General features: G+C 74.6%; 22 protein-coding genes and 1 pseudogene. 12 read left to right on the top strand and 11 right to left on the bottom strand.

All coding sequences use genetic code 11. The annotated features are described in order from the left end of the window. Window positions 1–42: 42 nt before the first annotated feature. Window positions 43–582, bottom strand: coding sequence for a hypothetical protein (locus ACWY4P_RS19370; RefSeq protein WP_456211794.1), 540 nt, complete (start codon window positions 580–582; stop codon window positions 43–45). Between the two features lie 102 nt (window positions 583–684). On the opposite strand from ACWY4P_RS19370, the gene ACWY4P_RS19365 reads away from it, so the two are divergent. Then, window positions 685–1,659, top strand: coding sequence for a DMT family transporter (locus ACWY4P_RS19365; protein ID WP_456211793.1), 975 nt, complete (start codon window positions 685–687; stop codon window positions 1,657–1,659). Between the two features lie 14 nt (window positions 1,660–1,673). On the opposite strand, the gene corA is transcribed toward ACWY4P_RS19365, so the two are convergent. After that, window positions 1,674–2,774, bottom strand: coding sequence for a magnesium/cobalt transporter CorA (gene corA, locus ACWY4P_RS19360; RefSeq protein ID WP_456211792.1), 1,101 nt, complete (start codon window positions 2,772–2,774; stop codon window positions 1,674–1,676). Window positions 2,775–3,228: 454 nt separating this feature from the next. On the opposite strand from corA, the gene ACWY4P_RS19355 reads away from it, so the two are divergent. From ACWY4P_RS19355 to ACWY4P_RS19345, 3 genes are all read left to right on the top strand, one after another. Continuing rightward, complete coding sequence (locus ACWY4P_RS19355; RefSeq protein ID WP_456211791.1) at window positions 3,229–3,837, top strand: suppressor of fused domain protein; 609 nt, start codon at window positions 3,229–3,231, stop codon at window positions 3,835–3,837. 102 nt (window positions 3,838–3,939) lie between these two features. Beyond that, window positions 3,940–4,578: a DUF6758 family protein gene (locus tag ACWY4P_RS19350; RefSeq protein ID WP_456211790.1), complete on the top strand. Its 639-nt coding sequence runs from the start codon at window positions 3,940–3,942 to the stop codon at window positions 4,576–4,578. A gap of 163 nt (window positions 4,579–4,741) precedes the next feature. Continuing rightward, on the top strand, window positions 4,742–5,671 hold the full coding sequence (locus ACWY4P_RS19345; protein WP_456211789.1) for a PHP domain-containing protein: 930 nt from the start codon (window positions 4,742–4,744) through the stop codon (window positions 5,669–5,671). 108 nt (window positions 5,672–5,779) lie between these two features. Here ACWY4P_RS19345 and ACWY4P_RS19340 read toward each other — a convergent pair whose 3' ends face one another. Continuing rightward, the gene (locus ACWY4P_RS19340; RefSeq protein ID WP_319687167.1) at window positions 5,780–5,932 is read right to left on the bottom strand and encodes a hypothetical protein; all 153 of its coding nucleotides are present in this window, start codon (window positions 5,930–5,932) and stop codon (window positions 5,780–5,782) included. 207 nt (window positions 5,933–6,139) lie between these two features. On the opposite strand from ACWY4P_RS19340, the gene ACWY4P_RS19335 reads away from it, so the two are divergent. Beyond that, window positions 6,140–7,072, top strand: coding sequence for an NYN domain-containing protein (locus ACWY4P_RS19335; protein ID WP_456211788.1), 933 nt, complete (start codon window positions 6,140–6,142; stop codon window positions 7,070–7,072). Window positions 7,073–7,082: 10 nt separating this feature from the next. Here the strand turns inward: ACWY4P_RS19335 and ACWY4P_RS19330 are convergent, their stop codons facing one another. The 3 genes and pseudogenes from ACWY4P_RS19330 to ACWY4P_RS19320 form a co-directional block, all read right to left on the bottom strand. Further along, the gene (locus ACWY4P_RS19330) at window positions 7,083–7,994 is read right to left on the bottom strand and encodes an alpha/beta fold hydrolase (protein WP_456211787.1); all 912 of its coding nucleotides are present in this window, start codon (window positions 7,992–7,994) and stop codon (window positions 7,083–7,085) included. Window positions 7,995–8,256: 262 nt separating this feature from the next. Then, a complete protein-coding gene (locus ACWY4P_RS19325; RefSeq protein WP_456211786.1) occupies window positions 8,257–8,391 on the bottom strand; it encodes a hypothetical protein in 135 nt (44 codons plus the stop codon). 753 nt (window positions 8,392–9,144) lie between these two features. After that, window positions 9,145–10,447: pseudogene (locus ACWY4P_RS19320) on the bottom strand (DEAD/DEAH box helicase); the annotation flags it as partial. Between the two features lie 455 nt (window positions 10,448–10,902). On the opposite strand from ACWY4P_RS19320, the gene ACWY4P_RS19315 reads away from it, so the two are divergent. Next, window positions 10,903–11,682 (top strand): ferritin-like fold-containing protein, encoded by a 780-nt coding sequence (locus ACWY4P_RS19315; RefSeq protein WP_456211785.1) that lies wholly within the window; start codon window positions 10,903–10,905, stop codon window positions 11,680–11,682. A 124-nt stretch (window positions 11,683–11,806) separates the two neighbouring features. On the opposite strand, the gene ACWY4P_RS19310 is transcribed toward ACWY4P_RS19315, so the two are convergent. From ACWY4P_RS19310 to ACWY4P_RS19295, 4 genes are all read right to left on the bottom strand, one after another. Then, complete coding sequence (locus tag ACWY4P_RS19310; RefSeq protein WP_456211784.1) at window positions 11,807–12,073, bottom strand: hypothetical protein; 267 nt, start codon at window positions 12,071–12,073, stop codon at window positions 11,807–11,809. Between the two features lie 211 nt (window positions 12,074–12,284). After that, window positions 12,285–12,512, bottom strand: a complete 228-nt coding sequence (locus tag ACWY4P_RS19305) for a DUF3107 domain-containing protein (RefSeq protein ID WP_014176655.1) — start codon at window positions 12,510–12,512, stop codon at window positions 12,285–12,287. Window positions 12,513–12,697: 185 nt separating this feature from the next. Beyond that, window positions 12,698–13,339: a TetR/AcrR family transcriptional regulator gene (locus ACWY4P_RS19300; RefSeq protein ID WP_456211783.1), complete on the bottom strand. Its 642-nt coding sequence runs from the start codon at window positions 13,337–13,339 to the stop codon at window positions 12,698–12,700. A gap of 135 nt (window positions 13,340–13,474) precedes the next feature. After that, window positions 13,475–13,699 (bottom strand): hypothetical protein, encoded by a 225-nt coding sequence (locus ACWY4P_RS19295; RefSeq protein WP_456211782.1) that lies wholly within the window; start codon window positions 13,697–13,699, stop codon window positions 13,475–13,477. A gap of 166 nt (window positions 13,700–13,865) precedes the next feature. Here ACWY4P_RS19295 and ACWY4P_RS19290 point away from each other — a divergent pair, with 166 nt between their 5' ends. From ACWY4P_RS19290 to ACWY4P_RS19275, 4 genes are all read left to right on the top strand, one after another. Further along, window positions 13,866–14,933, top strand: a complete 1,068-nt coding sequence (locus tag ACWY4P_RS19290; protein WP_456211781.1) for an alpha/beta fold hydrolase — start codon at window positions 13,866–13,868, stop codon at window positions 14,931–14,933. A 341-nt stretch (window positions 14,934–15,274) separates the two neighbouring features. Beyond that, window positions 15,275–15,553 carry a hypothetical protein gene (locus ACWY4P_RS19285; protein WP_456211780.1) on the top strand — a complete coding sequence of 93 codons (279 nt, stop codon included), beginning with the start codon at window positions 15,275–15,277 and terminating at the stop codon, window positions 15,551–15,553. Continuing rightward, window positions 15,553–16,596 carry a DUF3152 domain-containing protein gene (locus ACWY4P_RS19280; RefSeq protein WP_456211779.1) on the top strand — a complete coding sequence of 348 codons (1,044 nt, stop codon included), beginning with the start codon at window positions 15,553–15,555 and terminating at the stop codon, window positions 16,594–16,596. Before ACWY4P_RS19285 ends, ACWY4P_RS19280 begins: the two co-directional genes overlap by 1 nt. Before the next feature lie 223 nt (window positions 16,597–16,819). After that, entirely contained in the window at window positions 16,820–18,697 is a 1,878-nt protein-coding gene (locus tag ACWY4P_RS19275) for a DUF3492 domain-containing protein (protein ID WP_456211778.1), read from the top strand. Between the two features lie 251 nt (window positions 18,698–18,948). Here ACWY4P_RS19275 and ACWY4P_RS19270 read toward each other — a convergent pair whose 3' ends face one another. After that, complete coding sequence (locus tag ACWY4P_RS19270) at window positions 18,949–19,572, bottom strand: hypothetical protein (RefSeq protein WP_456211777.1); 624 nt, start codon at window positions 19,570–19,572, stop codon at window positions 18,949–18,951. 318 nt (window positions 19,573–19,890) lie between these two features. Between ACWY4P_RS19270 and ACWY4P_RS19265 the strand changes: the two genes are divergently transcribed. Then, window positions 19,891–20,526: a hypothetical protein gene (locus ACWY4P_RS19265; RefSeq protein WP_456211776.1), complete on the top strand. Its 636-nt coding sequence runs from the start codon at window positions 19,891–19,893 to the stop codon at window positions 20,524–20,526. Between the two features lie 45 nt (window positions 20,527–20,571). After that, window positions 20,572–21,546 (top strand): NAD-dependent epimerase/dehydratase, encoded by a 975-nt coding sequence (locus ACWY4P_RS19260; RefSeq protein ID WP_456211775.1) that lies wholly within the window; start codon window positions 20,572–20,574, stop codon window positions 21,544–21,546. The last annotated feature ends 159 nt before the right edge of the window (window positions 21,547–21,705 follow it).

Raw genomic sequence — 21,705 nt, 5'->3', positions numbered from 1 at the left:
CCCCGGTGGCGCGAGGCGTCCGGGCGGTGCGCGGCGTCCGGCTCAGCGGGCCTTGCGTGCGCGGCCGCGGCGGCCCAGCAGCTTGGGGAGCCCGGCGGGCATCGGGTGGCGGGTGGTGGCCGGGCTCGGCGGCGGGGGCGCGGCCAGGGAGCCGGACGGCAGCTCGACGAGCCGGCCGGGCGCCGGCTCCAGGCGCAGCACCCGGCATTCACGGGCCCAGCGCTCGGCGATCCGCTCGGCGTCCGGGGCGTTCAGCCGCTTGCCCTTCAGCTCGTCGACGGCGGCCGTCCAGGCCTCGCTGCCGGGCGCGAGTTCGGCCACCCGGGCGGGCCAGGTGACGAGCCGTCCGCCCTTGTCCTTGCTGCGCACGGTGACGGTGGCGGCGCCGCCGTCCACCAGGTCGAGGCCGCTCAGGGGCTGCTCCCCGGGGCCGTCCCCGACCAGACAGACCGCGCCCTCGTGCCACACGTGCCACAGCGCGCGGTCGGCGGCCCGGGCGCCGTCCGCGCCCCGGACCCAGACGAGGGCGGACTTCTTGGCCGCTTCCTCGATGAGGGCGCGGTCCATCGGCGTCTGCGTCATGCGGACAGCCTATGGCCACGTGGGATGACCGCCGGACGGACGGTTGTCCCGCCAGGTGGGCGGACAGTTACGAAGCCGCCTCATGCCCCTTACGCTGAGGCCGTGTCCAGTGCCAGTTCCAGCCGCTCCGGAACCCCCACCGGTGTCGGTCCGGCAGGTCCGGCCGAGCCCATAGCCCCTGTCCCACACCCCGCCGCCACCCTCGACGTCGCGCTGATGGCGCTCGCCGTCGCCTCGGTCTCGTTCTCCGCGCCCCTGGTCGCCGCGACGGCGGCCCCGGCCCTGGCTGTCGCGTTCTGGCGCAACGCCATGGCCGTCGGCGCGCTCACCCCCTTCGCGCTGCTGCGCCATCGGCGGGAGCTGCGCGGGATGGGGCGCGGCGGGGTGCTGCTGTCCGCCGCGTCGGGGGCGCTGCTCGCGCTGCACTTCGGCACGTGGCTGCCCAGCCTGCACATGACCTCCGTCGCCTCGTCGACCGCGCTCGTCACCACGACCCCGATCTGGACCGCGCTGCTGCTGCGGCTGCGCGGGCAGCGCCCGCCCGCCCTGGTCTGGGCGGGCATGTCGGTCGCCGTCCTCGGCGTGCTGCTGCTGACCGGCGTCGACCTGGCGCTGTCCACGCGCGCGCTCGCGGGCGACGCGCTCGCGCTGGTGGGCGGCATCGCGGGCGCGGGGTACGTGGTGCTCGGCGCCGAGGTGCGGCGGACGGTGAGCACGACGGCGTACACCTACGTCTGTTACGGCACCACCAGCGTGCTTCTGCTGCTCACCTGCCTGGCTTCCGGCACGGCCCTGGGCGGCTACAGCGGCGAGACATGGCTGAAGCTGGCCGCGCTGACGGTCACCGCGCAGCTGCTGGGCCACTCGCTCATCAACCGCGTGGTCAAGGGCCTGGGGCCGTCCATCACCTCGACCGCGCTGCTGCTCGAGACGCCGGGCGCGGCCCTGATCGCCGCCCTCTGGCTGGGCCAGACGCCTCACGCGGTCGCCTACCCGGCGCTCGCGGTGATCCTCGTCGGCCTCGCGCTGGTGGTGCTGGCGGACCGCAGGAAGCCGAGCCGGGCCGAGGGCCGCTGAGAGGGCCGCGGGGCTCAGAGCCAGCCGTTGCGCTTGAAGCCGCGGTGGATCACAAAGCAGATCGTGACCGTGACGACGAGCACCGCCGGGTAGCCGTACCTCCAGCGCAGCTCCGGCATGTAGTCGAAGTTCATGCCGTAGATCCCGGCGATCATCGTGGGCACGGCGAAGATCGCCGCCCAGGAAGTGATCTTGCGCATGTCCTCGTTCTGGGCCACGGTGGCCTGCGCCAGATTCGCCTGGAGGATCGAGTTGAGCAGGTCGTCGAAGGCCAGCACCTGCTCATTGACCCGCGCCAGGTGGTCCGCCACGTCCCGGAAGTACTTCTGGATGTCCGGGTCCACCACCCGCATCGGCCGCTCGCTCAGCAGCTGCATCGGCCGCAGCAGCGGCGAGACGGCCCGCTTGAACTCCAGCACCTCGCGCTTGAGCTGGTAGATCCGCCCCGCGTCGCCGCCCCGCCGGGAGCTGGCCGCCGAGAAGACGTCGATCTCGACCTCGTCGATGTCGTCCTGGACGGCGTCGGCGACCGCGAGATAGCCGTCCACCACCTGGTCGGCGATCGCGTGCAGCACCGCCGAGGGACCCTTGGCGAGCAGCTCGGGGTCCTCCTGGAGGCGGTGGCGCAGCGCGCGCAGCGAGCCCTGGCCGCCGTGCCGGACGGTCACGATGAAGTTCCGGCCGGTGAAGCACATGACCTCGCCGGTCTCCACGACCTCGCTGGTGGCGGTGAGTTCGGCGTGCTCGACGTAGTGGATCGTCTTGAAGACGGTGAACAGGGAGTCGTCGTACCGCTCCAGCTTCGGCCGCTGGTGCGCCTGGACCGCGTCCTCCACGGCCAGCGGGTGCAGTCCGAACTCCTGTGCGATGCCCGCGAACTCGCGCTCGGTCGGCTCGTGCAGCCCGATCCAGGCGAAGCCGCCCTCGGCGCGCACCCGCTTCATGGCCTCGGCCGGGCTGCAGTGGTCGCTGACCCGCCGCCCGTTGCGGTAGACGGCGCAGTCGATCACCGCGCTGGAGACGGAGGGGTCGCGGGTGGCGTCGTAGTTGCTGGTGGTGCGGGTGCGGCGCAGGGCGGGGCGGACGGCTGCGCGCAGGTCACGGATCATCGACATGACGGGCTCCTTCACGGGCCGGCCGTCAGCGGCGGGCGCGCGGCGCAGCGCGGCCCGGAAGGTGGACGTACGGGCTCCGGTGGCCGTACGTCCGCAAAGCGGGCGGCGCTCCGTGCGATGGCGCTGACGGAAGTTCGCGGTAGAAAAAGAGAAAAAGCGTTACGAAGGCGCTCTACCGTCAAGTGCCCTGGATGCGATGCGACTTCACGTGTTTCACCGCGGGGCGGTGGGGTACGGAAGGTTTTAGATCAAGAACAGTCGCATACCGAGGGGAAGAGGACGGGAGAACTGTCGGTACTGCGCGGTCGACTCGGATCCACCGCAGCCCCACCTCCTCCGGTCGGTCCCCCTTGAGGGATGACGTGTAACTCCCTGGGCAGGCGCCAAGGCTATCAGCCGCCTGAAGCGTTAAGTCGTCGCTTTGCCTGTTCGATACACGATCTATGCTCGCCGCATGTCAGACGTTCTTCAGCTGGTCGAGGCCCGGTTGTGTACGGCGCTGGGCGAGCCGGACGCCCGGGCCGCCGTCACCTTCGTCGGCACGGACCGTGTCGAGGTGCTGCGCTTCCGCGACGGGGACGTCGTCCGCTACGCCACGCTCGGCATGTCCGACCGGCCGATGACCGACCCGACAGCCGTCGTCGCCGACCCGCTGCGCGGCCCGCGCGCCGAGCTGGTGCTGACGGTGCGGATCGGCGGCGCGGCCGCCGGCCCCGAGCTGTCCGTGCTCGACGAGGTGCTCCGCCCGCTCGCGGTCCTCGCCGCGTCCCCTCAGGTGGAGGGCGTGGTGGTGGCGCCGGGCGCGTCGCTGGACCTGGGCGGGCCGCTGTGGCCGGGGGCGCGCTTCACCTCCGTACTGGTGGCCGAACCGGGCGGGCTAATCGAGGACTTGGAGCTCGACCAGCCGAGGGACCCGGTCCGGTTTCTGCCCCTGCTGCCCATGACCGGGAACGAGGCGGCGTGGAAGCGGGTGCACGGCGCGGGCGCGCTTCAGGACCGCTGGCTCAGGCACGGCACGGATCTGCGGGACCCGGCCCGCTCCGGGGTGCCGCTGGCGAGCTGAGGGGGCCCAGGGAGGGCTGTCGGCTCGGGTGCCGACCCGGGCCGCATCCGGACGGGTGATCGTCCTTGACGTGGCGACGCCCGGGGAGGACCGTGGGGCCCTATGAGGGGTGAACCCAGTTGCCCGAAGTGCGGTGGCCGGGTGCGGGCGCCCGGTCTCTTCGCCGACTCCTGGCAGTGCGGGATGCACGGCACGGTGCACCCCCTCCAGCCGGTCGTCCCGCCGAGCGTCGAAGCACTCGTGGTCGTGACCAACCGTGCCCGCGTGCCCGTGTGGATGCCGTGGCCGCTTCCGGTCGGCTGGCTGTTCACCGGCGTCGCCTGCGCGGGCGACGACCGCAACGGCGGCCGGGCCACCGCTGTGGCCTGCTCCGGCCCCGGCCCGCTGGGCGGGCCCGGGGAGCTGCTGCTGGTCGCGGAGGAGCTGGGGGTCGGGCTCGGCGCGCGATACGCCGGGATCCGCGGCCCCGACCCCGGGCCGGGCATGCGGGTCGACCGGGCACCGCAGGTCAAGGTGTTGGCCGCCGGGCGGCCCACCCCGCTGTGGCTGGTCGAGGGCACGCCGGACGACCGCGCGGTGTTCGCGGGGGAGGCGTGCGGGCTGTGGCTGTGGGCGATCGTATGGCCCGAGCAGACCGGTCTGATGATGTACGACGAGATGGTGCTCACCGATCTGCGGGACGCCGGGGCCGAAGTGGACCTGGTGCCGTGCGGGGCGCTGTCGCCGCGGATCCTGGGCTGACTCCGCGGCCTGTCCCCCAGCTACCGCTGGGCGGGGGCACCTCCCAGCGGTAGCTGGGGGCATCCCCTGCCGGCGGGCGCCGGACCGGCCAGGGGGCGGACGCGGCGGCCGGTTATTCTGAAGCGTCCCCTCCGTTCCCTCGCCGCAGCTGGGAGCCCGCGCGTTGCGCATCGATCTGCACACCCACTCCACTGCGTCCGACGGCACCGACACCCCCGCCGAGCTGGTGCGCAACGCCGCCGCGGCCGGGCTGGACGTCGTCGCGCTCACCGACCACGACACCGTCGGCGGGTACGAGGAGGCGAAGCGGGCGCTGCGCGGCATCTCGTCGGGGCTGACCCTGGTGACCGGCGCCGAGCTGTCGTGCCGGCTGGCGGTCCCGCTGTCCCCAGGCGGCCCAGCCGCCCCGGGCACCTCGGAAGACGGCGCGGCGGGCGTGAGCCTGCACATGCTGGCGTATCTCTTCGACCCGGCCGAGCCGGAGCTGGCGCGCGAGCGCGAGCTCGTACGCGACGACCGGGTGCCGCGCGCCCGGGCGATGGTCGGCAAGCTGCGCGAGCTGGGTGTGCCGATCACCTGGGAGCAGGTGGCGCGGATCGCCGGTGACGGGGCCGTGGGGCGGCCGCACGTGGCCACCGCGCTGGTCGAGCTGGGCGTCGTCGAGAGCGTCTCGGACGCCTTCACCCCGCAGTGGCTCGCCAACGGCGGCCGGGCCTACGCCGAGAAGCACGAGCTCGACCCGTTCGACGCGATCCGCCTGGTCAAGGCGGCCGGCGGGGTGACCGTCTTCGCGCATCCGCTGGCCCTCAAGCGCGGGCAGTGCGTGCCCGAGAGCGCGATCGCGGAGCTCGCCGCCGCGGGTCTTGACGGCATCGAGGTGGACCATATGGACCACGACGAGCCCACGCGCGCGCGGCTGCGCGGCCTCGCCGCCGAGCTCGGCCTGCTCACCACGGGCTCCAGCGACTACCACGGCAGCCGTAAGACCTGTCGTCTCGGTGAGTACACGACGGATCCCGAGATCTACGGAGAGATCACCCGCCGGGCGACCGGGGCGTCCCCGGTGCCGGGCACGGGGCCGTCACCTCGGTGATCCGATCCACGGCGGCTGGGCGCGCCCGGACACACAAGCGCCCCCGTGCGACGAGGCACGGGGGCGCCGGAAGCTGCGTACTACAAGCTGCGTACGACAAATGAGGCGTTACCGGGCGGAACTTTCGGCGGGGCGGATGTAGATGCGCTGACCGATTGCGGCGGCCTGCTGCACGATCCGGTTGACGGAGGCGGCGTCTACAACGGTGCTGTCCACGGCGTTGCCGTCGACATCGTCGAGGCGCATGATCTCGAAGCGCATGGCTTCTCCCTTCGTCTGATCCTCCTGAGGAGAACTGTGGTGTGAGACGGATGCCTGCGGCGTCTCTGCCGCGGGCATCTGTACGGTTCAACAGGGGTACCCCGGAAAACATTCCCTACGCTAAAGAAAATTTTCGGGAGCCTAATTACCGCCTCGTACCAGGTCCGGTTGTGTCCCGAGCGCGCTGGCCCGGAGAATGAACCGCGTATGAGTGACGTCACGCCTCCGGGCCAATCAGACCTCGCCTCGATCGTCGCGGGCATCGAGCGGACCAATGAGCTGCTGCAGCGTGTGCTCGCCGAGGTCGCGACCACACCCTCCACCCACGCGATGTTCGTGGACGCGGGCTACGTCTACGCGGCCGCCGGCCGACTGGTCGCCGGGACCGAGGACCGCAGAGCCTTCGAGCTCGACGCCGAGGGGCTCATCGAGGCGTTCATCGACAAGGCCCGCACGATCTTCCCGGACAGCAGGCTGCTGCGCGTCTACTGGTACGACGGCGCCCGGCGCCGTATCCACACCTCCGAGCAGCAGAGCATCGCCGAGCTGCCCGACGTCAAGGTCCGGCTCGGCAACCTCAACGCCAACAATCAGCAGAAGGGCGTCGACTCGCTCATCCGCACCGACCTGGAGTCCCTCGCCCGGCACCGCGCCATCGGCGACGCGGTGCTGATCGGCGGGGACGAGGACCTGGTCTCCGCGGTCGAGGCGGCGCAGGGGTACGGCGCGCGGGTGCACCTGTGGGGCATCGAGGCCGTCGAGGGGCGCAATCAGGCCGAGCCGCTGCTGTGGGAGGTCGACAGCCAGCGCACCTTCGACCTCGACTTCTGCAAGCCGTACGTCACCCGCCGCCCGGCGGGCTTCGAGCCGTACGGAGCCGAACCGAGCCAGAGCGCGCCCGCCCCCAGCCGCGACGACGTCCGCTTCGTCGGGGCGCAGATCGCCGCGCGATGGCTGTCCTCGCGCGGCCGGGAGTCACTCGCCGAGCTGCTGCCCGGCCACCCCTATCTGCCGGGCTCGGTCGACCAGGAGCTGCTGATCGACGCGGAGGCCCTGCTGCGGCTGTCGCTGCGGACACACGCCGATCTGCGCCGGGCGCTGCGGGACGGCTTCTGGGAGCACCTCCAGGCCCAGTACTGACCGTCGGCTGTCAGCTGTTGGGGGAGACGCCGCTGTTGGGGGAGACGCCGCGCCAGAAGTCGATCAGAGCCTCGGCGGTGGGGAGCGGCCGCTCGGCGTTGGGGGAGTGTCCGGCGCCCTGGATCACGCTGCGGTGGGCGGCGAGCCGCTCGGCCATCTCGTCCATCAGCGGCACCGGCCAGGCGTAGTCCACGATCCCGGACAGCACATGCTTGGGCAGCGCCACCCCGGCCAGCTCCGCGACCCGGTCCGGCTCGCGGTTCAGCTGTCGTCCGGTGGCCATCAGCTGTTCGGGGACGGTGCCGAGCCAGCGCTTGTGGAGGAAGTCCTCGACGCCGGGCGGCGTGGTCTCCTCGGGCGCCTCCGGCGGGTCGAGCTCGCGCATCGCCTGCCAGACGTTCTCCATGCCGGTCACGGTCAGCGCGTCGATCAGCAGCTTGGTGCGGGCCTGCTGCGACTCGGAGATGGCGGCCGGGCCGGAGCTCATCAGCGTCAGCGAGGCGAAGACGTCCGGGGCCGTCATCACGGCGGCCCGTGCGATCAGCCCGCCGAGCGAGTGCCCGAGCACATGCAGCGGCGCGGAGCTCTCGGCGGCGGCGTCGGCGGCGGCGTCCAGCGCGGCCGCCTGCGCCAGGACGTCCCGGGCCAGCTCCCGCTGCGCGTACGCCGCCTCGTCCCGCGGCCCGTCGGTCTCGTACTGCCCCCGCCCATCGACCGCGACCACCCGGAACCCGGCGCTGGCCAGCGGCTCCAGCAGCGCGATGAAGTCCTCCTTGCTCCCGGTGAACCCGGGCACCAGCAGCACCGTGCCCCGCGCCGTCCCCTCGGGGCGTGCGTCGTGCACGGCGAACTCTCCGCGCGTGGTGCGCAGACGGTGGGCACGGGCGCACCCGGGCAGCGTGAGGAACGGCGGCCTGCTCATGCGCTGAGGCTAGCGCGTACGCGGAAAATCCCGGCTAACCGGCCGTGACGTGTGCCACCGCGTGCCGCGGGGCGCTGCGCGGGCCGCCACCGTGAGGGACGCCCCGGGCGGGGCGGGCCCGCCGCGGGCGCGCGGACGCCCCGGGCGGGGCGGGCCCGCCGCGGGCGCGCGGCGTCGGTGGGGAGCTTGATCCGGCCGGTGGTTTCCGGGGCCGGGCTGGCGTATGGGGCCTGCTCTGCGGAGGGTCCGCGGCCGCCCGCGGTCAGGCCACCGCGCGGGAGGAGCGTCCCGCCCGCACCCGTACGCCGCGCCGGCTGCGCGCCAGCGTGATGGTCGACGGGGCGGCCGACGGCTCGGCACCGGCGGCCGAGGCGGCCGTGGACACCGCGGTGGGCATGGTCCAGGCTCCGGAGGCCACCGCCGAGCAAGGGAACCGACACCGGCACCGACGCCGAGGCGGCGGTCGCCACGGCCGAGGGCCAGGCCACGGCCGTGACCGACACCGCACAGCCCCAGCTCGGTGGGGCGCGGTCGTTGTCCGTGACGACCGGCCGTGACTGGTGGCTGGTGCCGCGCACCGTCCCTGACCTCGTCTTGTGACCGGCCCTCGGCCGGCCGGGGCGGGGGACGCCGAAGGGCCCGGTCCGCGGGGAGCGGAGCGGGCCCTTCGGCGGTTGGGGCAGATGGCGTCAGCTGGTCTCCGTGGCCTCGGCCTTCGACGCCGCCGAGCGGGTGCGGCGACGGCGGCGGACCGGCTTGGCCTCGCCTTCCCCGGCGTCGGACGGGGCCGCCTCGGCCTCTGCCGGCGCTGCCGCTTCCGTGGCCTTGGCGGCCGCCGCGCCGCGAGTACGGCGGCGGCGCGGCTTGGCCGGGGTCTCGGCGGACTCGGCGGACTCGGGGGCCGCCTCCGGCTGGGGCTGTGCGGTGTCGGTCACGGCCGTGGCCTGGCCCTCGGCCGTGGCGACCGCCGCCTCGGCGTCGGTGCCGGTGTCGGCAGTCTTGGCCGCGGCCCCGGCGCGGGTGCGCCGACGGCGACGGGGCTGCCTCGGCTCGGCGGTGGCCTCCGGGGCCGGGGCCTGGGCCGTGCCCTCCGCGGCGTCCACGGCCGCCTCGGCCGTCTCTGCCGAGCCGTCGGCCGCCCCGTCGACCACCACGCCACTGCGCAGCCGACGCCGCTGGCGCGGCGTACGGGTGCGGGCGGGGCGCTCCTCGGCGGGAGCCGCCGAGCGGCGGCCGCGCCCGGGCCGGGCGCCGCGGGCGCCGGTCTCGCCGAGGTCTTCGATCTCCTCGGCGTCCAGGCCCGCCCGGGTGCGCTCGGCGCGCGGCAGGACACCGGTGATGCCCTCCGGGATGTTCAGCAGCTCGAACAGGTGCTCGGAGGTGGAGTAGGTCTCCTCCGGCTCGTTGAAGGGCAGGTCGAGCGCCTTGTTGATCAGCTGCCAGCGCGGGATGTCGTCCCAGTCGACGAGGGTGATCGCGGTGCCCGAGGCGCCCGCGCGGCCGGTGCGGCCGATGCGGTGCAGATACGTCTTCTCGTCCTCGGGCGACTGGTAGTTGATCACATGCGTGACGCCCTCGACGTCGATGCCGCGCGCGGCGACGTCGGTGCACACCAGCACATCGACCTTGCCGTTGCGGAAGGCGCGCAGCGCCTGCTCGCGCGCCCCCTGGCCGAGGTCGCCGTGCACCGCGCCGGAGGCGAAGCCACGGCGGGAGAGCTGGTCGGCGATGTCGGCGGCGGTCCGCTTCGTACGGCAGAAGACCATGACGAGGCCGCGGCCCTCGGCCTGCAGCACACGCGCCACGACCTCCGGCTTGTCCATGGAGTGGGCCCGGAAGACATGCTGTGTGATGTTCGCGACGGTCGCGCCCTCGTCGTCCGGCGCGGTGGCGCGGATGTGGGTGGGCTGCGACATGTAGCGCCGGGCCAGCGAGATGACCTGGCCCGGCATGGTCGCCGAGAAGAGCATCGTCTGGCGTTTGGCGGGCAGCATCTGGATGATCTTCTCGACGTCGGGCAGGAAGCCCAGATCGAGCATCTCATCGGCCTCGTCGAGGACGAGGGACTTGACGGCGGAGAGCCGCAGCTTCTTCTGGCCTGCCAGGTCGAGCAGCCGGCCGGGGGTGCCGACAACCACGTCGACGCCCTTCTTCAGGGCCTCGACCTGCGGTTCGTACGCGCGGCCGCCGTAGATCGCCAGGACGCGCACGGCGCGGACCTTGCCGGCGGTGAGCAGGTCGTTGGTGACCTGCTGGCACAGCTCGCGGGTGGGGACGACCACGAGCGCCTGCGGGGCGTCGGTCAGCAGCTCGGGCTTGGCCCGGCCCGCCTCGACGTCCGCGGGGACGGTGACGCGCTCCAGCAGCGGGAGGCCGAAGCCCAGCGTCTTGCCGGTGCCGGTCTTGGCCTGGCCGATGACGTCGGAGCCCGAGAGGGCCACGGGGAGCGTCATCTCTTGGATGGGGAACGGGGACGTGATGCCGACGGCCTCGAGGGCTTCGGCCGTCTCGGGGAGGATCCCGAGGTCTCGGAAAGTGGTCAGGATGCTTGCCTCTTCTGTGAGACGCGGCGTGAGGCGGCGAAGGGGGTCGCACGGCGCCCCGAGTACAACCGGCCTTGGGGTGGCCGGTCCGGCGCGGGACCACTGCCCTCGCTCGAGCGCTCATACCGCGAGCGGATCCCTCCTGCCGTGCGCACGATTGCATGCGCGCCGCGCGGAGGGCGGTCGGTTTGGAGCCGATCGGGCCACCGACCGGGCATCCGTATGCGTGGAACAACCCGCCGATACTCGACGGGCACCAATAGCACTGTACCCCGAGAGCGCGCATCTGTGACCGGGATGCCGGTTCCGCCCTGTTGCCGGTCCCGGCTGACCAGGGCCTTCCGCGGCCCACTCAGCGGGCTATTGTGCGCATCATGGAGACGTCTGACACACCGGAGAACGACCCCGCCGCCGGGGAGCGCACCGAGGGACACGCCGACGGGGAGCGCACCGGGATCGCCGCGCAGGACTGGGCGCGGGCGGCCGCCGACCCGCAGTACCGCGCCGCCGTCGTGGACCTGCTCGGCGCCCTCGCCTACGGCGAGCTGGCCGCCTTCGAGCGCCTGGCCGAGGACGCCAAACTGGCGCCCACGCTGGAGGACAAGGCGGAGCTGGCGAAGATGGCGTCCGCCGAGTTCCACCACTTCCAGCAGCTCAGAGACCGGCTGGCGGAGGTGGGCGAGCAGCCGACGGCGGCCATGGAGCCCTTCGCGGCGGCGCTGGACGGGTTCCACCGCCAGACCGCGCCGTCGGACTGGCTGGAGGGCCTGGTCAAGGCGTACGTCGGCGACTCGATCGCCAGCGACTTCTACCGCGAGGTGGCGGCCCGGCTGGACTCGGACACCCGCGGGCTGGTGCTGAGTGTGCTCGACGACACCGGCCATGCCTCGTTCGCGGTGGAGAAGGTGCGGGCGGCCATCGAGGCGGAACCGCGGGTCGGCGGTCGGCTGGCGCTGTGGGCGCGGCGGCTGATGGGCGAGGCGCTGTCGCAGGCCCAGCGCGTGGTCGCGGAGCGGGACGCGCTGTCCACGATGCTGGTGGGCGGGGTGGCGGACGGCTTCGACCTGGCGGAGGTCGGCCGGATGTTCTCCCGGATCACCGAGGCGCACACCAAGCGGATGGCCGCGCTGGGCCTGGCGTCCTGAGCCCGGCGTTTTGAACCCGGCGTCCCCGACGCCGGGCGGAGCGGCAGCGCGCGGCCCGCGCCCCAGGTGGGGTGCGGGCCGCGGTGCGTGTCGGGTGGGTGGTGCGTCGGGTAGGCGGCGGATCTCAGGCCGGGGCGGAGCGGCGGAGCCTGCTCGCCGGGCGGACCAGCAGCGACAGCAGCGCCACCGAGAAGCCGAGGGCGACGATCAGCACCGTCGGCGTGTGGCCCGAGCCCAGCACCGCGTGGGTGAGCAGGGAGCCGAGAAGCGCGGCGGCCGGGCCGGTGGACAGCAGCAGCCGCCGGGAATGGAACCTTCGGGGCTGCCAGCGGCCCGCCCCATACGCGATGGCGAGACCGATCAGTACGGAGCCGAGCGCTTCCAAGATCATGGTGCGTCCTTCCGTGAGCGGATCGGGACCGAGGCCTCGTGACACGTCGGTGCCGAGCCCCGGTCGCAGCCGTCCTACCCCTGGCCGGGGGAGGGCAATCCTGCCTGGCCCAACGGCACCCGAAGGGGGACTTCCGCGCGGGCGCACGGAATGCGGCGGGGCCCGGTGAGAAACCTCACCGGGCCCCGCCGCGTTCCGTTGGCGCGGACGCTCAGAGCGCGCTGAAGCCGACCTTCCGGGCGGCCGGCTCGCCGATCTCGACGTACGCGAGCCGGTCGGACGGGACCAGGACCTTGCGGCCGTGGTCGTCCACCAGGGTCAGCAGCTGCGCCTTGCCGGCGAGCGCGTCGGCCACCGCGCGCTCGACTTCCTCGGCAGACTGCCCGCTCTCCAAGACGATCTCGCGGGGCGCGTGCTGCACGCCGATCTTGACCTCCACGGCTTTGTCCCTCCGACGGTCAGTTGGGGTGCGCGGCCAGCCGCGCCGTACGCAGCACACATTAGCCGGGTGCGGAGGCCGGACGGGCCGCACGGGCGCACGCCCGCAGCGAACACGCGCCGCCGGTCGTGGCGGATGCGCACCGACCGCCCGCCGGGGACAGCGCCCCGGCCGGGGCCCGCGGCTCAGTGGCCGCCGTCGGACCCGTGCAGCGGGAAGCCCGCGATGCCCCGCCAGGTGAGCGAGGTGAGCAGCTGCACCGCCGTATCGCGCGGCACGGTGCTCTCGCTGGAGAGCCAGTAGCGCGCGACGACCTGCGAGACCCCGCCGAGGCCGACCGCCAGCAGCATCGACTCGTCCTTCGACAGGCCGGTGTCCTCGGCGATCACCTCGCTGATCGCCTCGGCGCACTGCAGCGCGACCCGGTCCACGCGCTCGCGTACGGCCGGCTCGTTGGTCAGGTCGGACTCGAACACCAGGCGGAAGGCGCCGCCCTCGTTCTCGACGTACGCGAAGTAGGCGTCCATGGTGGCGGCGACGCGCTGCTTGTTCTCGGTCGTCGACGCCAGCGCGGTGCGCACCGCCTGGAGCAGCGCCTCGCAGTGCTGGTCCAGCAGGGCCAGATAGAGGTCGAGCTTGCCCGGGAAGTGCTGGTAGAGCACGGGCTTGCTGACTCCGGCGCGCTCGGCGATGTCGTCCATGGCCGCCGCGTGATAACCCTGTGCCACGAAGACCTCCTGGGCCGCCCCCAGGAGCTGATTCCGTCGGGCTCGGCGCGGCAGGCGCGTGCCCCGCGGGCGCGCCTCGGTCTGCTCGATGGCTGTCACGCCGCCTCCCAATGAGTGTTCCGTACACGGTGTCCACCGCGCCCGCCATCGTACTTTTGGGTAACAGGGCAGCGCGCGGTTCGTGCGGAGAATTTCACGGACCGGACTCCATGAAAAGCTGACAAATGGTGCGGTTCACTGATAGTCGTCCTCGTTCACCTCGACGACCCGGGCCTGCTCCAGCCGGTCCGCCTCGTTCGCCTCCATCAATGCGTCGCCGTTCATGGGCTCGTCCCGGTTCGGAAGGAGGTCGAGGTGCTGCTCCGCGGCGTCCGCTTCCGGTGCCTCGGCGTCCTCCACGGCGAATTCGGTGACGTCGTTTTCCTCGAAGGTCTCGGGGTCGCTGGGGTCGACGGACATTTCTCCCCTTTCCTCAGGTGCCCGGGGCCGGGCGTTTTTCCCGTCCGCCCCGGCCCGGGGATCGTCCTGTGTATTTACGAGCCTAGGAGAGCTCACTTTCGGACGCTACGCGGCCTGTGAGTGCGAACACAGGGCTCCGAGTGTGATCGTCTCGTAACATTGCCGCATGTCTTCGACCGAGCCGCCGGATGCCCGCATCGTCCCCGCGGTCCCGCCCGCCCGGCCCGTTCGCGTCGCAGCGGGGGAGAAGCTGCGCACCGCGCGCCTCCCCGGTCTCACTCTCACCGTACGGTCCCGCCCGCCGGTTCGGGACGGCCTGCCGCCCGCGCTGTATGTGCACGGGCTCGGCGGCTCCTCGCAGAACTGGTCCCTCCTGATGGAGCCGCTCGCCGACCGGGTGGACGGCGAGGCCCTCGACCTGCCCGGCTTCGGCGACTCCCCGCCGCCGGACGACGGCGACTACTCGATAGCCGGCCACGCCCGTGCCGTGATCCGCTATCTCGACGCGAGCGGGCGCGGGCCCGTGCACCTGGTCGGCAATTCGCTGGGCGGCGCGGTCTCCACCCGCGTCGCCGCGCTGCGGCCGGACCTGGTGCGCACCCTCACCCTCGTCTCGCCCGCGCTGCCCGAGCGGCGCCCCCAGCGCACCGCGGTCCCCACCGGCCTGCTCGCGATCCCCGGCGTCACCCGGCTGTTCACCCGGCTCACCAAGGACTGGGACGCGGAGCGGCGCACCCGCGAGGTGATGGCGCTCACCTACGGCGACCCGGGGCGGGTCAGCCCCGAGCACTTCGCGCTGGCGGTGGAGGAGTTCGAGCGGAAGCTCGCCCTCCCGTACTTCTGGGACGCGCTGACGCGTTCGGCGCGCGGTCTCGTCGATTCGTACACGCTCGGCGGCCAGCACTCGATGTGGCGGCAGGCCGAGCGGGTGCTGGCGCCGACGCTGCTGGTGTACGGCATGCGGGACCAGCTGGTGTCCTTCCGCATGGCGCGGCGGGCCGGCGCGGCCTTTCGCGACTCGCGGCTGTTGACGCTGGTGGACGCGGGGCACGTGGCGATGATGGAGTATCCCGAGGCAGTGGCGCAGGGGATGCGCGAGCTGCTCGACGACGTGACAGGCAGAGAAGGCAGAGCAGGCCGGCAGGGCCGGGAGGACGGCGGCCGCCGGGGCGACCCGGGCGAACGGACCGCCCCGGTGCCCGGCGCGGACGGGAGCGGTGCGGCGCGTGGGTAAACACAGCGCACGTGGCAGCCAGGAGGGCCGCGACCGCCGGTCCGGGCAGGCGGGCCCAGGCTCCGCCCCCGGCGGCGGCCGTGGCCCCGGGGCCGGTCCCGGCTCTGTGGAGTACCCGGCCCCTGGCCCGGCCGGGGGTGCGGGCACCGGCCGCAGGCGGCGGGTGGTACCGGGGCCCGGTCCTGGGCCCGGTGCGGGGCCAGGCGTAGGGCCCGGTGCGGATCCTGGTGTGACGCCGCCGCAGGGCGTTCCGCGGATGCGTCCGCAGGGGCCCGCGGTGCCGCGGGCCAGGGGCGGGCACCCGGAGCACCGCGAGCCGGGCGGCGGCTGGGGCGCTGTGGGTGGGCCGAGCGGTCGTGTGGTCGCGGGCGGTCCTGGGGGCCCCGGTGGTCCGGCGGGCCCTCGCGGTCTCGGTGGTCCTGGTGGCCCGGCGGGTCCTGGCGGTTTCGGGGGCCCTGGCGGTCCGGTGGGTCCTGGCGGTCCGGGACGTCCCGGTGTTCAGGCCGGTCCTGGCGGTCCGGTGCGGCGCGGCGGTCCGGGCGGTGTGCCCGGCGGGGCCCGCGCGGCTTTCGGGACGCGGACCGCGAGCCCTCAGCCGGGCGCGGCGCCGGGCGGCCTGATGCCCGGCCCGCGCAAGGCGTACGTCGACGCGTTCGACACCTCCGATGCCCTCGACTGCGACGGCGAGGACGTCTTCGCCGCGGGCGCCCCGGGAGCGGCGCGGGCACCGCGCCGCGCGGGCGGCACGGATGCCGACAACCCCGATAACGCCCACAACGCCGACAACGGCGAGGACGGCGAGGACGGCGAGGACGGGTCCCAAGAGGTGGGCGGCGCCGCCAAGGGCGGCAAGGCGCGGACGTTCACCGGCGTCGCCGCCGCGGCCGTGACCACCGTGCTGGCGGTCGTGGTCGCCGGGCAGGTGGCCAACGGGCCGCAGGACAGCGGCAACACCGCGCGGGCCCAGGGCGGCGCGGAGCGCACCGACGCGGCGGGCGACGGTGACGACGGGCGCGGCAAGCAGGCGGCGGGGTCCGCCCCCACCACCCCGGCCCCGAGAGCCACCTCGTACGACGCGCAGATGACGCTGAAGTTCCCGCTGGACCCGAAGCTGAGCGGATCCGGGGCGTTCACGACGGTCTCTGGGAAGGACAAGGGGACCGGCCGGGGCCGGGTGCTGCGCTATCGCGTGGACGTGGAGAAGGGGCTGCCGCTGGACGGCGAGCTGTTCGCGAAGGCCGTGCACAAGACGCTGAACGACGACCGCAGCTGGGGCCACGGCGGAACCCGCTCCTTCGACCGGGTCTCCTCCGGCCGGGTCGACTTCGTGATCACGCTGGCGAGCCCCGGCACCACCGCGAAGTGGTGTGCGAAGTCCGGCCTGGACACCACCCAGGACAACGTCTCCTGCGACTCGGCCTCCACCGAGCGCGTCATGATCAACGCCTATCGGTGGGCGCAGGGCGCGAATACGTTCGGCGACGACAAGATGCACGCCTACCGGCAGATGCTCATCAACCACGAGGTGGGCCACCGGCTCGGGCACAACCACGAGAGCTGCACCCGACAGGGCGCGTTGGCGCCGGTGATGATGCAGCAGACCAAGTTCCTGACGACCGACGGGGTGACCTGCCGGCCGAACGCCTGGCCGTATCCCAAGTAACGGGTGGCCTCGGGTAGCCGACGACCGCCGGACCACTGCCGCCGTGCCGGTGGCCGTACGGAGCCCGACAACGCCTGACGCCCGGGAAGGTCACGGGCGTTCACCCCTTCCGGTGGTGCGACGGACAACCGTCCGTCGCACCACCACCCTGCCCGCATAACGTGCTGCCGCTGCCGGACGGCGGCGCGACGGCTTGCCGACATGGGAGATCGGGGGTGCGCTCATGCGCGTGGGACTGCTCACGGAGGGTGGATATCCGTACGCGGGTGGTGAGGCCCGACTGTGGTGCGACCGGCTGGTGCGGGGGCTCGCCCAGCACGAGTTCGAGGTCTACGCCCTCAGCCGGAGCGCCCGCCAGGCGGCGGGGGGCTTCATGGAACTGCCCGGCGCGGTGCGGCGGGTCCGTACCGCGCCGCTGTGGGGGCCGCTGTGGGGGGAGAGGGCGCGGGCGCCGCGCCGGGCCCGGGGGAGGTACGGGCGGCGCGAGCGGCGGCGGTTCGCCGAGTGCTTCGGGGAGCTGGCGGCGGCGATCAGCGCGCCGGGCGGACCCGGGAGCCCCGGAGCCCCCGCTGCCGCCGGGGCCGCGGGGGTCGCCGGGGCAGCGGGGTATCAGGCGGACCGTTTCGCCAGCGGCCTGTACGGGCTCGCCGAGCTGGCTCGGGAGCACGGCCGGCTGCCCGCCGCGCTGCGCTCGGAGACGGCCGTGCGCGCGCTGGAGCGGGCCTGCCATAGGCCCGGCGCGCTTCAGGGCGCGCACCAGGTGCGGGTGGCCGACCTGCTGACCGTGACCGGCGCGCTGGAGCGCGCGCTGCGCCCGCTGTCGCTCGACTGGTACGGCGACGGCGACGGCGACCGGGACGGGGACGGCAAGGGCTCCGCCGACGAGCCGGGCCTGTCCGGCGTGGACCTGTGCCATGCCGCCTCCGCGGGCCCGGCCGCGCTCCCGGGGCTGCTGGCCCGGCGCTTCTTCGGCACGCCCCTCCTGGTCACCGAGTACGGCGTACGGCTGCGCGAGTACTACCTGGCGAGCGCGGCGGGTCCGGGCGGCGCGGTGCTCTCCGGCCCGGTGCGGACGCTGCTCGCCTCGTTCCAGGGCCGGCTGACCGCCGAGGCGTACGCCAGGGCGGCGCTGATCACCCCCGGCAACACCCATGCGCGCCGCTGGCAGGAGCGCTGCGGCGCCGACCTGGAGCGGCTGCGCACCGTCTACCCCGGCATGGACGCGAGCTGCTTCGCGGAGGTCGGCGAGCGCGGCGCGGGCCGCGGCGGCGGGGCGCGGGGCGACAACGGCTGGACGCTGGTGTGGCTGGGCCGTCTCGAGCCCGCCAAGGACGTCGGGGCCCTGCTGCACGCCTTCGCCCATGTGCGGCGGGCGGTGCCCCGGGCGCGGCTGCGCCTCGTCGAGACCGGGCGCCCCGCCCCCGCCGCCGGGGGCTACCCGGCCCACTGCCGCGCCCTCGCCGCCCACCTCTTCCCCGACGAGGCGGCCGACGCCCACACGGTCGGCGACAACCCGGTCTCCTTCGAGCACCTCGGCGATCCGGGGCTGCCGTCCGCGGCGGACGCGTACGCGGCGGGGAGCGTCGTGGTGCTGTCCAGTGTGGTCGAGGGCTTCCCGGTCGGGCTGGTGGAGGCGATGTTCTGCGGGCGCGCCACGGTGTCGACGGACGTCGGCGCGGTGTACGAGGTCATCGGCGGCACGGGCCTGGTGGTCCCGCCGCGCAACCCACGGGCGCTCGGAGACGCGTGCCTCGAGCTCCTCGCCGACCCCGAGCGCCGCGAGCGCCTGGGCGCCGCGGCGCGCGCCCGCGCGCTGGAGCTCTTCACCGCCGAACAGAACGTGGCGGCGTTCCGAGGCATCTATCTGGAGCTCATGTCGCACTGCCCGGTGCGCCGCGAGGAGTTCGGCCCGGACGGCGAGCCCGTGCCCTTCGCCCGCCCGGCGGAGGCCCACATCCCCGGCCGCTGGGCGGGCGGCGGCGGACCGGCCCACTCACCCGTGGCCCACACCCCCACCTGGGCCACCCCGCAACCCGGCCCGGAACCCGAACCCTTGGGCTTGGGCCCGTACGCCCCGCTGCCGGAAGAGGCGCGCCCATGACCCGCCGTCCGGGTGCCACGGGCCCGGGGGATGCCGACGACGCCGAAGCGGCTGCCGAGCTGTCCGGGGGGCGGGCTGCGGGGGCTGTCCGTCCGTGGGATGACTCCCGGCTCTCCGCTGCCGGCGGGGCGTCGTCTCCTGTCGGGGGGCGGGCGGTCGGCGGATCGCCCGGCGGGCGGCCCGGCGCGTCCCGGGGGCGTCAGGCGGACGCCCCGCGGACTCCGCGGAGCCCTGGGGGATGGGACGCGCCGTCACGGGCGCTCGTAAGTGGCGCACCCCGGCTGGAGGCGGGCGGGGCGCCGGGCGAAGGACTCGGGGGCGGCGGCCTCGCGCCGTCGGCCGGGTCGGAGGCGGCCTCCGCCTCCGACCCGCGCCCCGCCTCCGACCCGCGCCCCGCCTCCGACCCGCGCCCCGGCGCGGGGCCGCGGCGCGTCGATGCCGCCCGGCCCGCCGGGGGCCGCGGCGACGGCGCGCTGGGCGGGGAGGAGTCCGCCGGACGGGGCGCCGGGGGCGGTCGCCCTCCGTCCTCGGGTGCGCAGAAGTCGGCCGCCGCCCCCGGCGCGGCCCCGCGTTCCGCCGCCGCGGGACCCGCCGTGGGGCGGGGGTCGGCCGACCCCGTACGGATGTTGATGCACCGTCATCACGAGCTGTGCGCGCACGCCGTCGATCCGCTGGAGATCGCCGCCGGTCTTGAGGCTCATGGCGTGACGGACCGCACCGCCGCCCGGTTCCGCCATCGGGATGTCTTCTCGCTCGCCGAGGAGCTGTACGCGCGCGTCCCCCGCGAAGACCGCGAGGACGACGTCCCGGGCGGCCCGGCGGCCGCGGCGCCGCGCGGGCGGGTCGGCGGGCGGCTGGCGCTGGGCGCGCTGCACCTGGTGCCCGGGGCGCTGGCTGTGGCGACCGCCGTCGGGTCGGCCAGGGCGCAGGGCGGCGCGGCGGGGGTGTGGGTGGCTGCCGGGGTGGGTGGGGGCGTGTTGGTGGTGGCCGTGCTGTGGCTGTGCCTGGTGCGTGGGCCGCTGCGGGTGCGGGGCGGCGGGTTGGCCGGGCGGCTGGCCGGGCTGCTTTGCGTCGGCTGGCTCATCGCGTACGCCCTCTGCGGCGACTGGCTGCTCGCCGGGCTCCGGACCGGTGTATGGCGATCTTACGGCGCCGCGCCCGCTGACTGGCCTCTCGTCGCAGAGGCGGTTGTCGTGCTGGCCCTCGCCGTCGCGCCCGCCGCGTGGTGTGCGCGCTGGTTCGCCCGGCGGGCGTGCCGCAGGCTGGCGGGCAGCCGGGGGCTCGCGGAGTTCGCGGTGGGGGTGCGGCCGCTGCTCGCGGGCACGGTGGCGCTGTTCCTCTGCGCCCTGCCGCCCCTGGTGCTCGCGGTCCGGCTCGCGCTGCCGCTGCCCGGCCGCCCGGCCGGGGCCGTCCCGACGGCCCATGCGGCCGCCGCCTCCGACGGCGCTGTGGTGACCGTGTGCGTCCTGCTGTTCGTCGCCCGGCTGCTCGCCGTCCATGGCTTCCGCGGGGCGGCCGCCACCGGCACCGCCGTGGCCTGCGCGGCCGAGGCGGCGGTGCTGGTCGGCGCCGTGGCCGGCCGGCTGCCGGGCGGCGGGGCGTTCGCCGAGGCGGTGGCGGAGGCCTCGGCCGTCCGCGGACCCGCCACCGTCCCGGCCGCGGTCTGCGGCGCCACCGCCCTCGCGCTGCTGGCGTACGCGTTCGCCGCGCTCTCCCGCGCCTCGGCCCACACGCCGTACGCCCCGCACACCCCGCACGCCCCCCACCCTTCCCCAACCGCTTCCGAACCCTCCGCCCCCCTCCGCCCCACCACCACAAGGAGCGCATGACATGAGCGACGACATGACCGACCCACACCCCCAGGAGCGTGACCGATGAGAGTCCTGCTGCTCGGCTCCGGGGGATATCTCGGCCGCTACGTCGCCGAACACCTGCTCGCCGACCCCGCCGTCCAGCTCACCGCGCTCGGCCGCGGCGACGACGCCGATGTGCGGTTCGACCTGTCCACCGGCAGCCCCGGCGCGCTGACCCGCTTCCTGAACGCCGTCCACCCCGGCGTGGTGATCAACTGCGCGGGCGCGACCCGCGGCGGGGCGCGCGAGCTGACCCGGCACAACACCGTGGCCGTGGCGACGATCTGCGAGTCGCTGCGGCGCAGCGGCTGCGGCGCCCGACTGGTCCAGCTCGGCTGTTCCGCGGAGTACGGGCCGTCCCAGCCCGGCTCGTCGACGGCGGAGGACGCGGTGCCGCGCCCCGGCGGCCCGTACGGGGTGAGCAAGCTGGCCGCGACGGAGCTGGTGCTGGGGTCCGGTCTGGACGCGGTGGTGCTGCGGGTCTTCTCGCCGGTCGGGCCCGGCACCCCGGCCGGGTCGCCGCTGGGCCGGCTGGCCGAGGCGATGCGCCGGGCCATGCAGGCCGGGGACGGTGAGCTGAAGCTGAGCGGCCTCGGGGTGCAGCGCGACTTCGTGGACGTACGGGACGTGGCGCGGGCGGTGCACGCGGCCTCGCTCTCGGCCGCGCAGGGGGTCGTCAACATCGGCACCGGGCGGGCCGTCCGGCTGCGCGACGCGGCCGCCGTGCTCGCCCGGGTGGCGGGCTACGGCGGCACGCTGCACGAGATCGACGGCCCGCCGGGGCGCGGGCCGCTCCACCACGCCGCCGCGGGCGGCCCGGCCGGGCCCCAGGTCGAGCATGTGGGCGGCGGGGCGGGGTATCCGTACCCGGACGGCTGCGGCAGCTGGCAGCAGGCGGATGTGCGCACCGCGCGCGACCGGCTCGGCTGGCGCTCCAGGATCGCGCTGGAGGAGTCGCTGGCCGACATCTGGATGGAGGCGGCGTGCCGTATCTGACCGGCGGCCGGACAGCCGTCCGGGCGGTCGGGCCGACGGCCGGCGGCGCTGCCCGGGTGATGGGACGGATCCGTCTCGCGGACCGGACCACCCGTCTCGGAATGAGATGGGCCATGGCAGTGTTACCAGGAGAAGAACCCTGCTCCCACCCACTACGGA

The sequence above is a fragment of the Streptomyces sp. LZ34 genome, assembly GCF_053890475.1.
The sequence above is the reverse complement of the archived record's forward strand: the minus strand, read 5'-3'. Positions and strand labels throughout refer to the sequence as shown.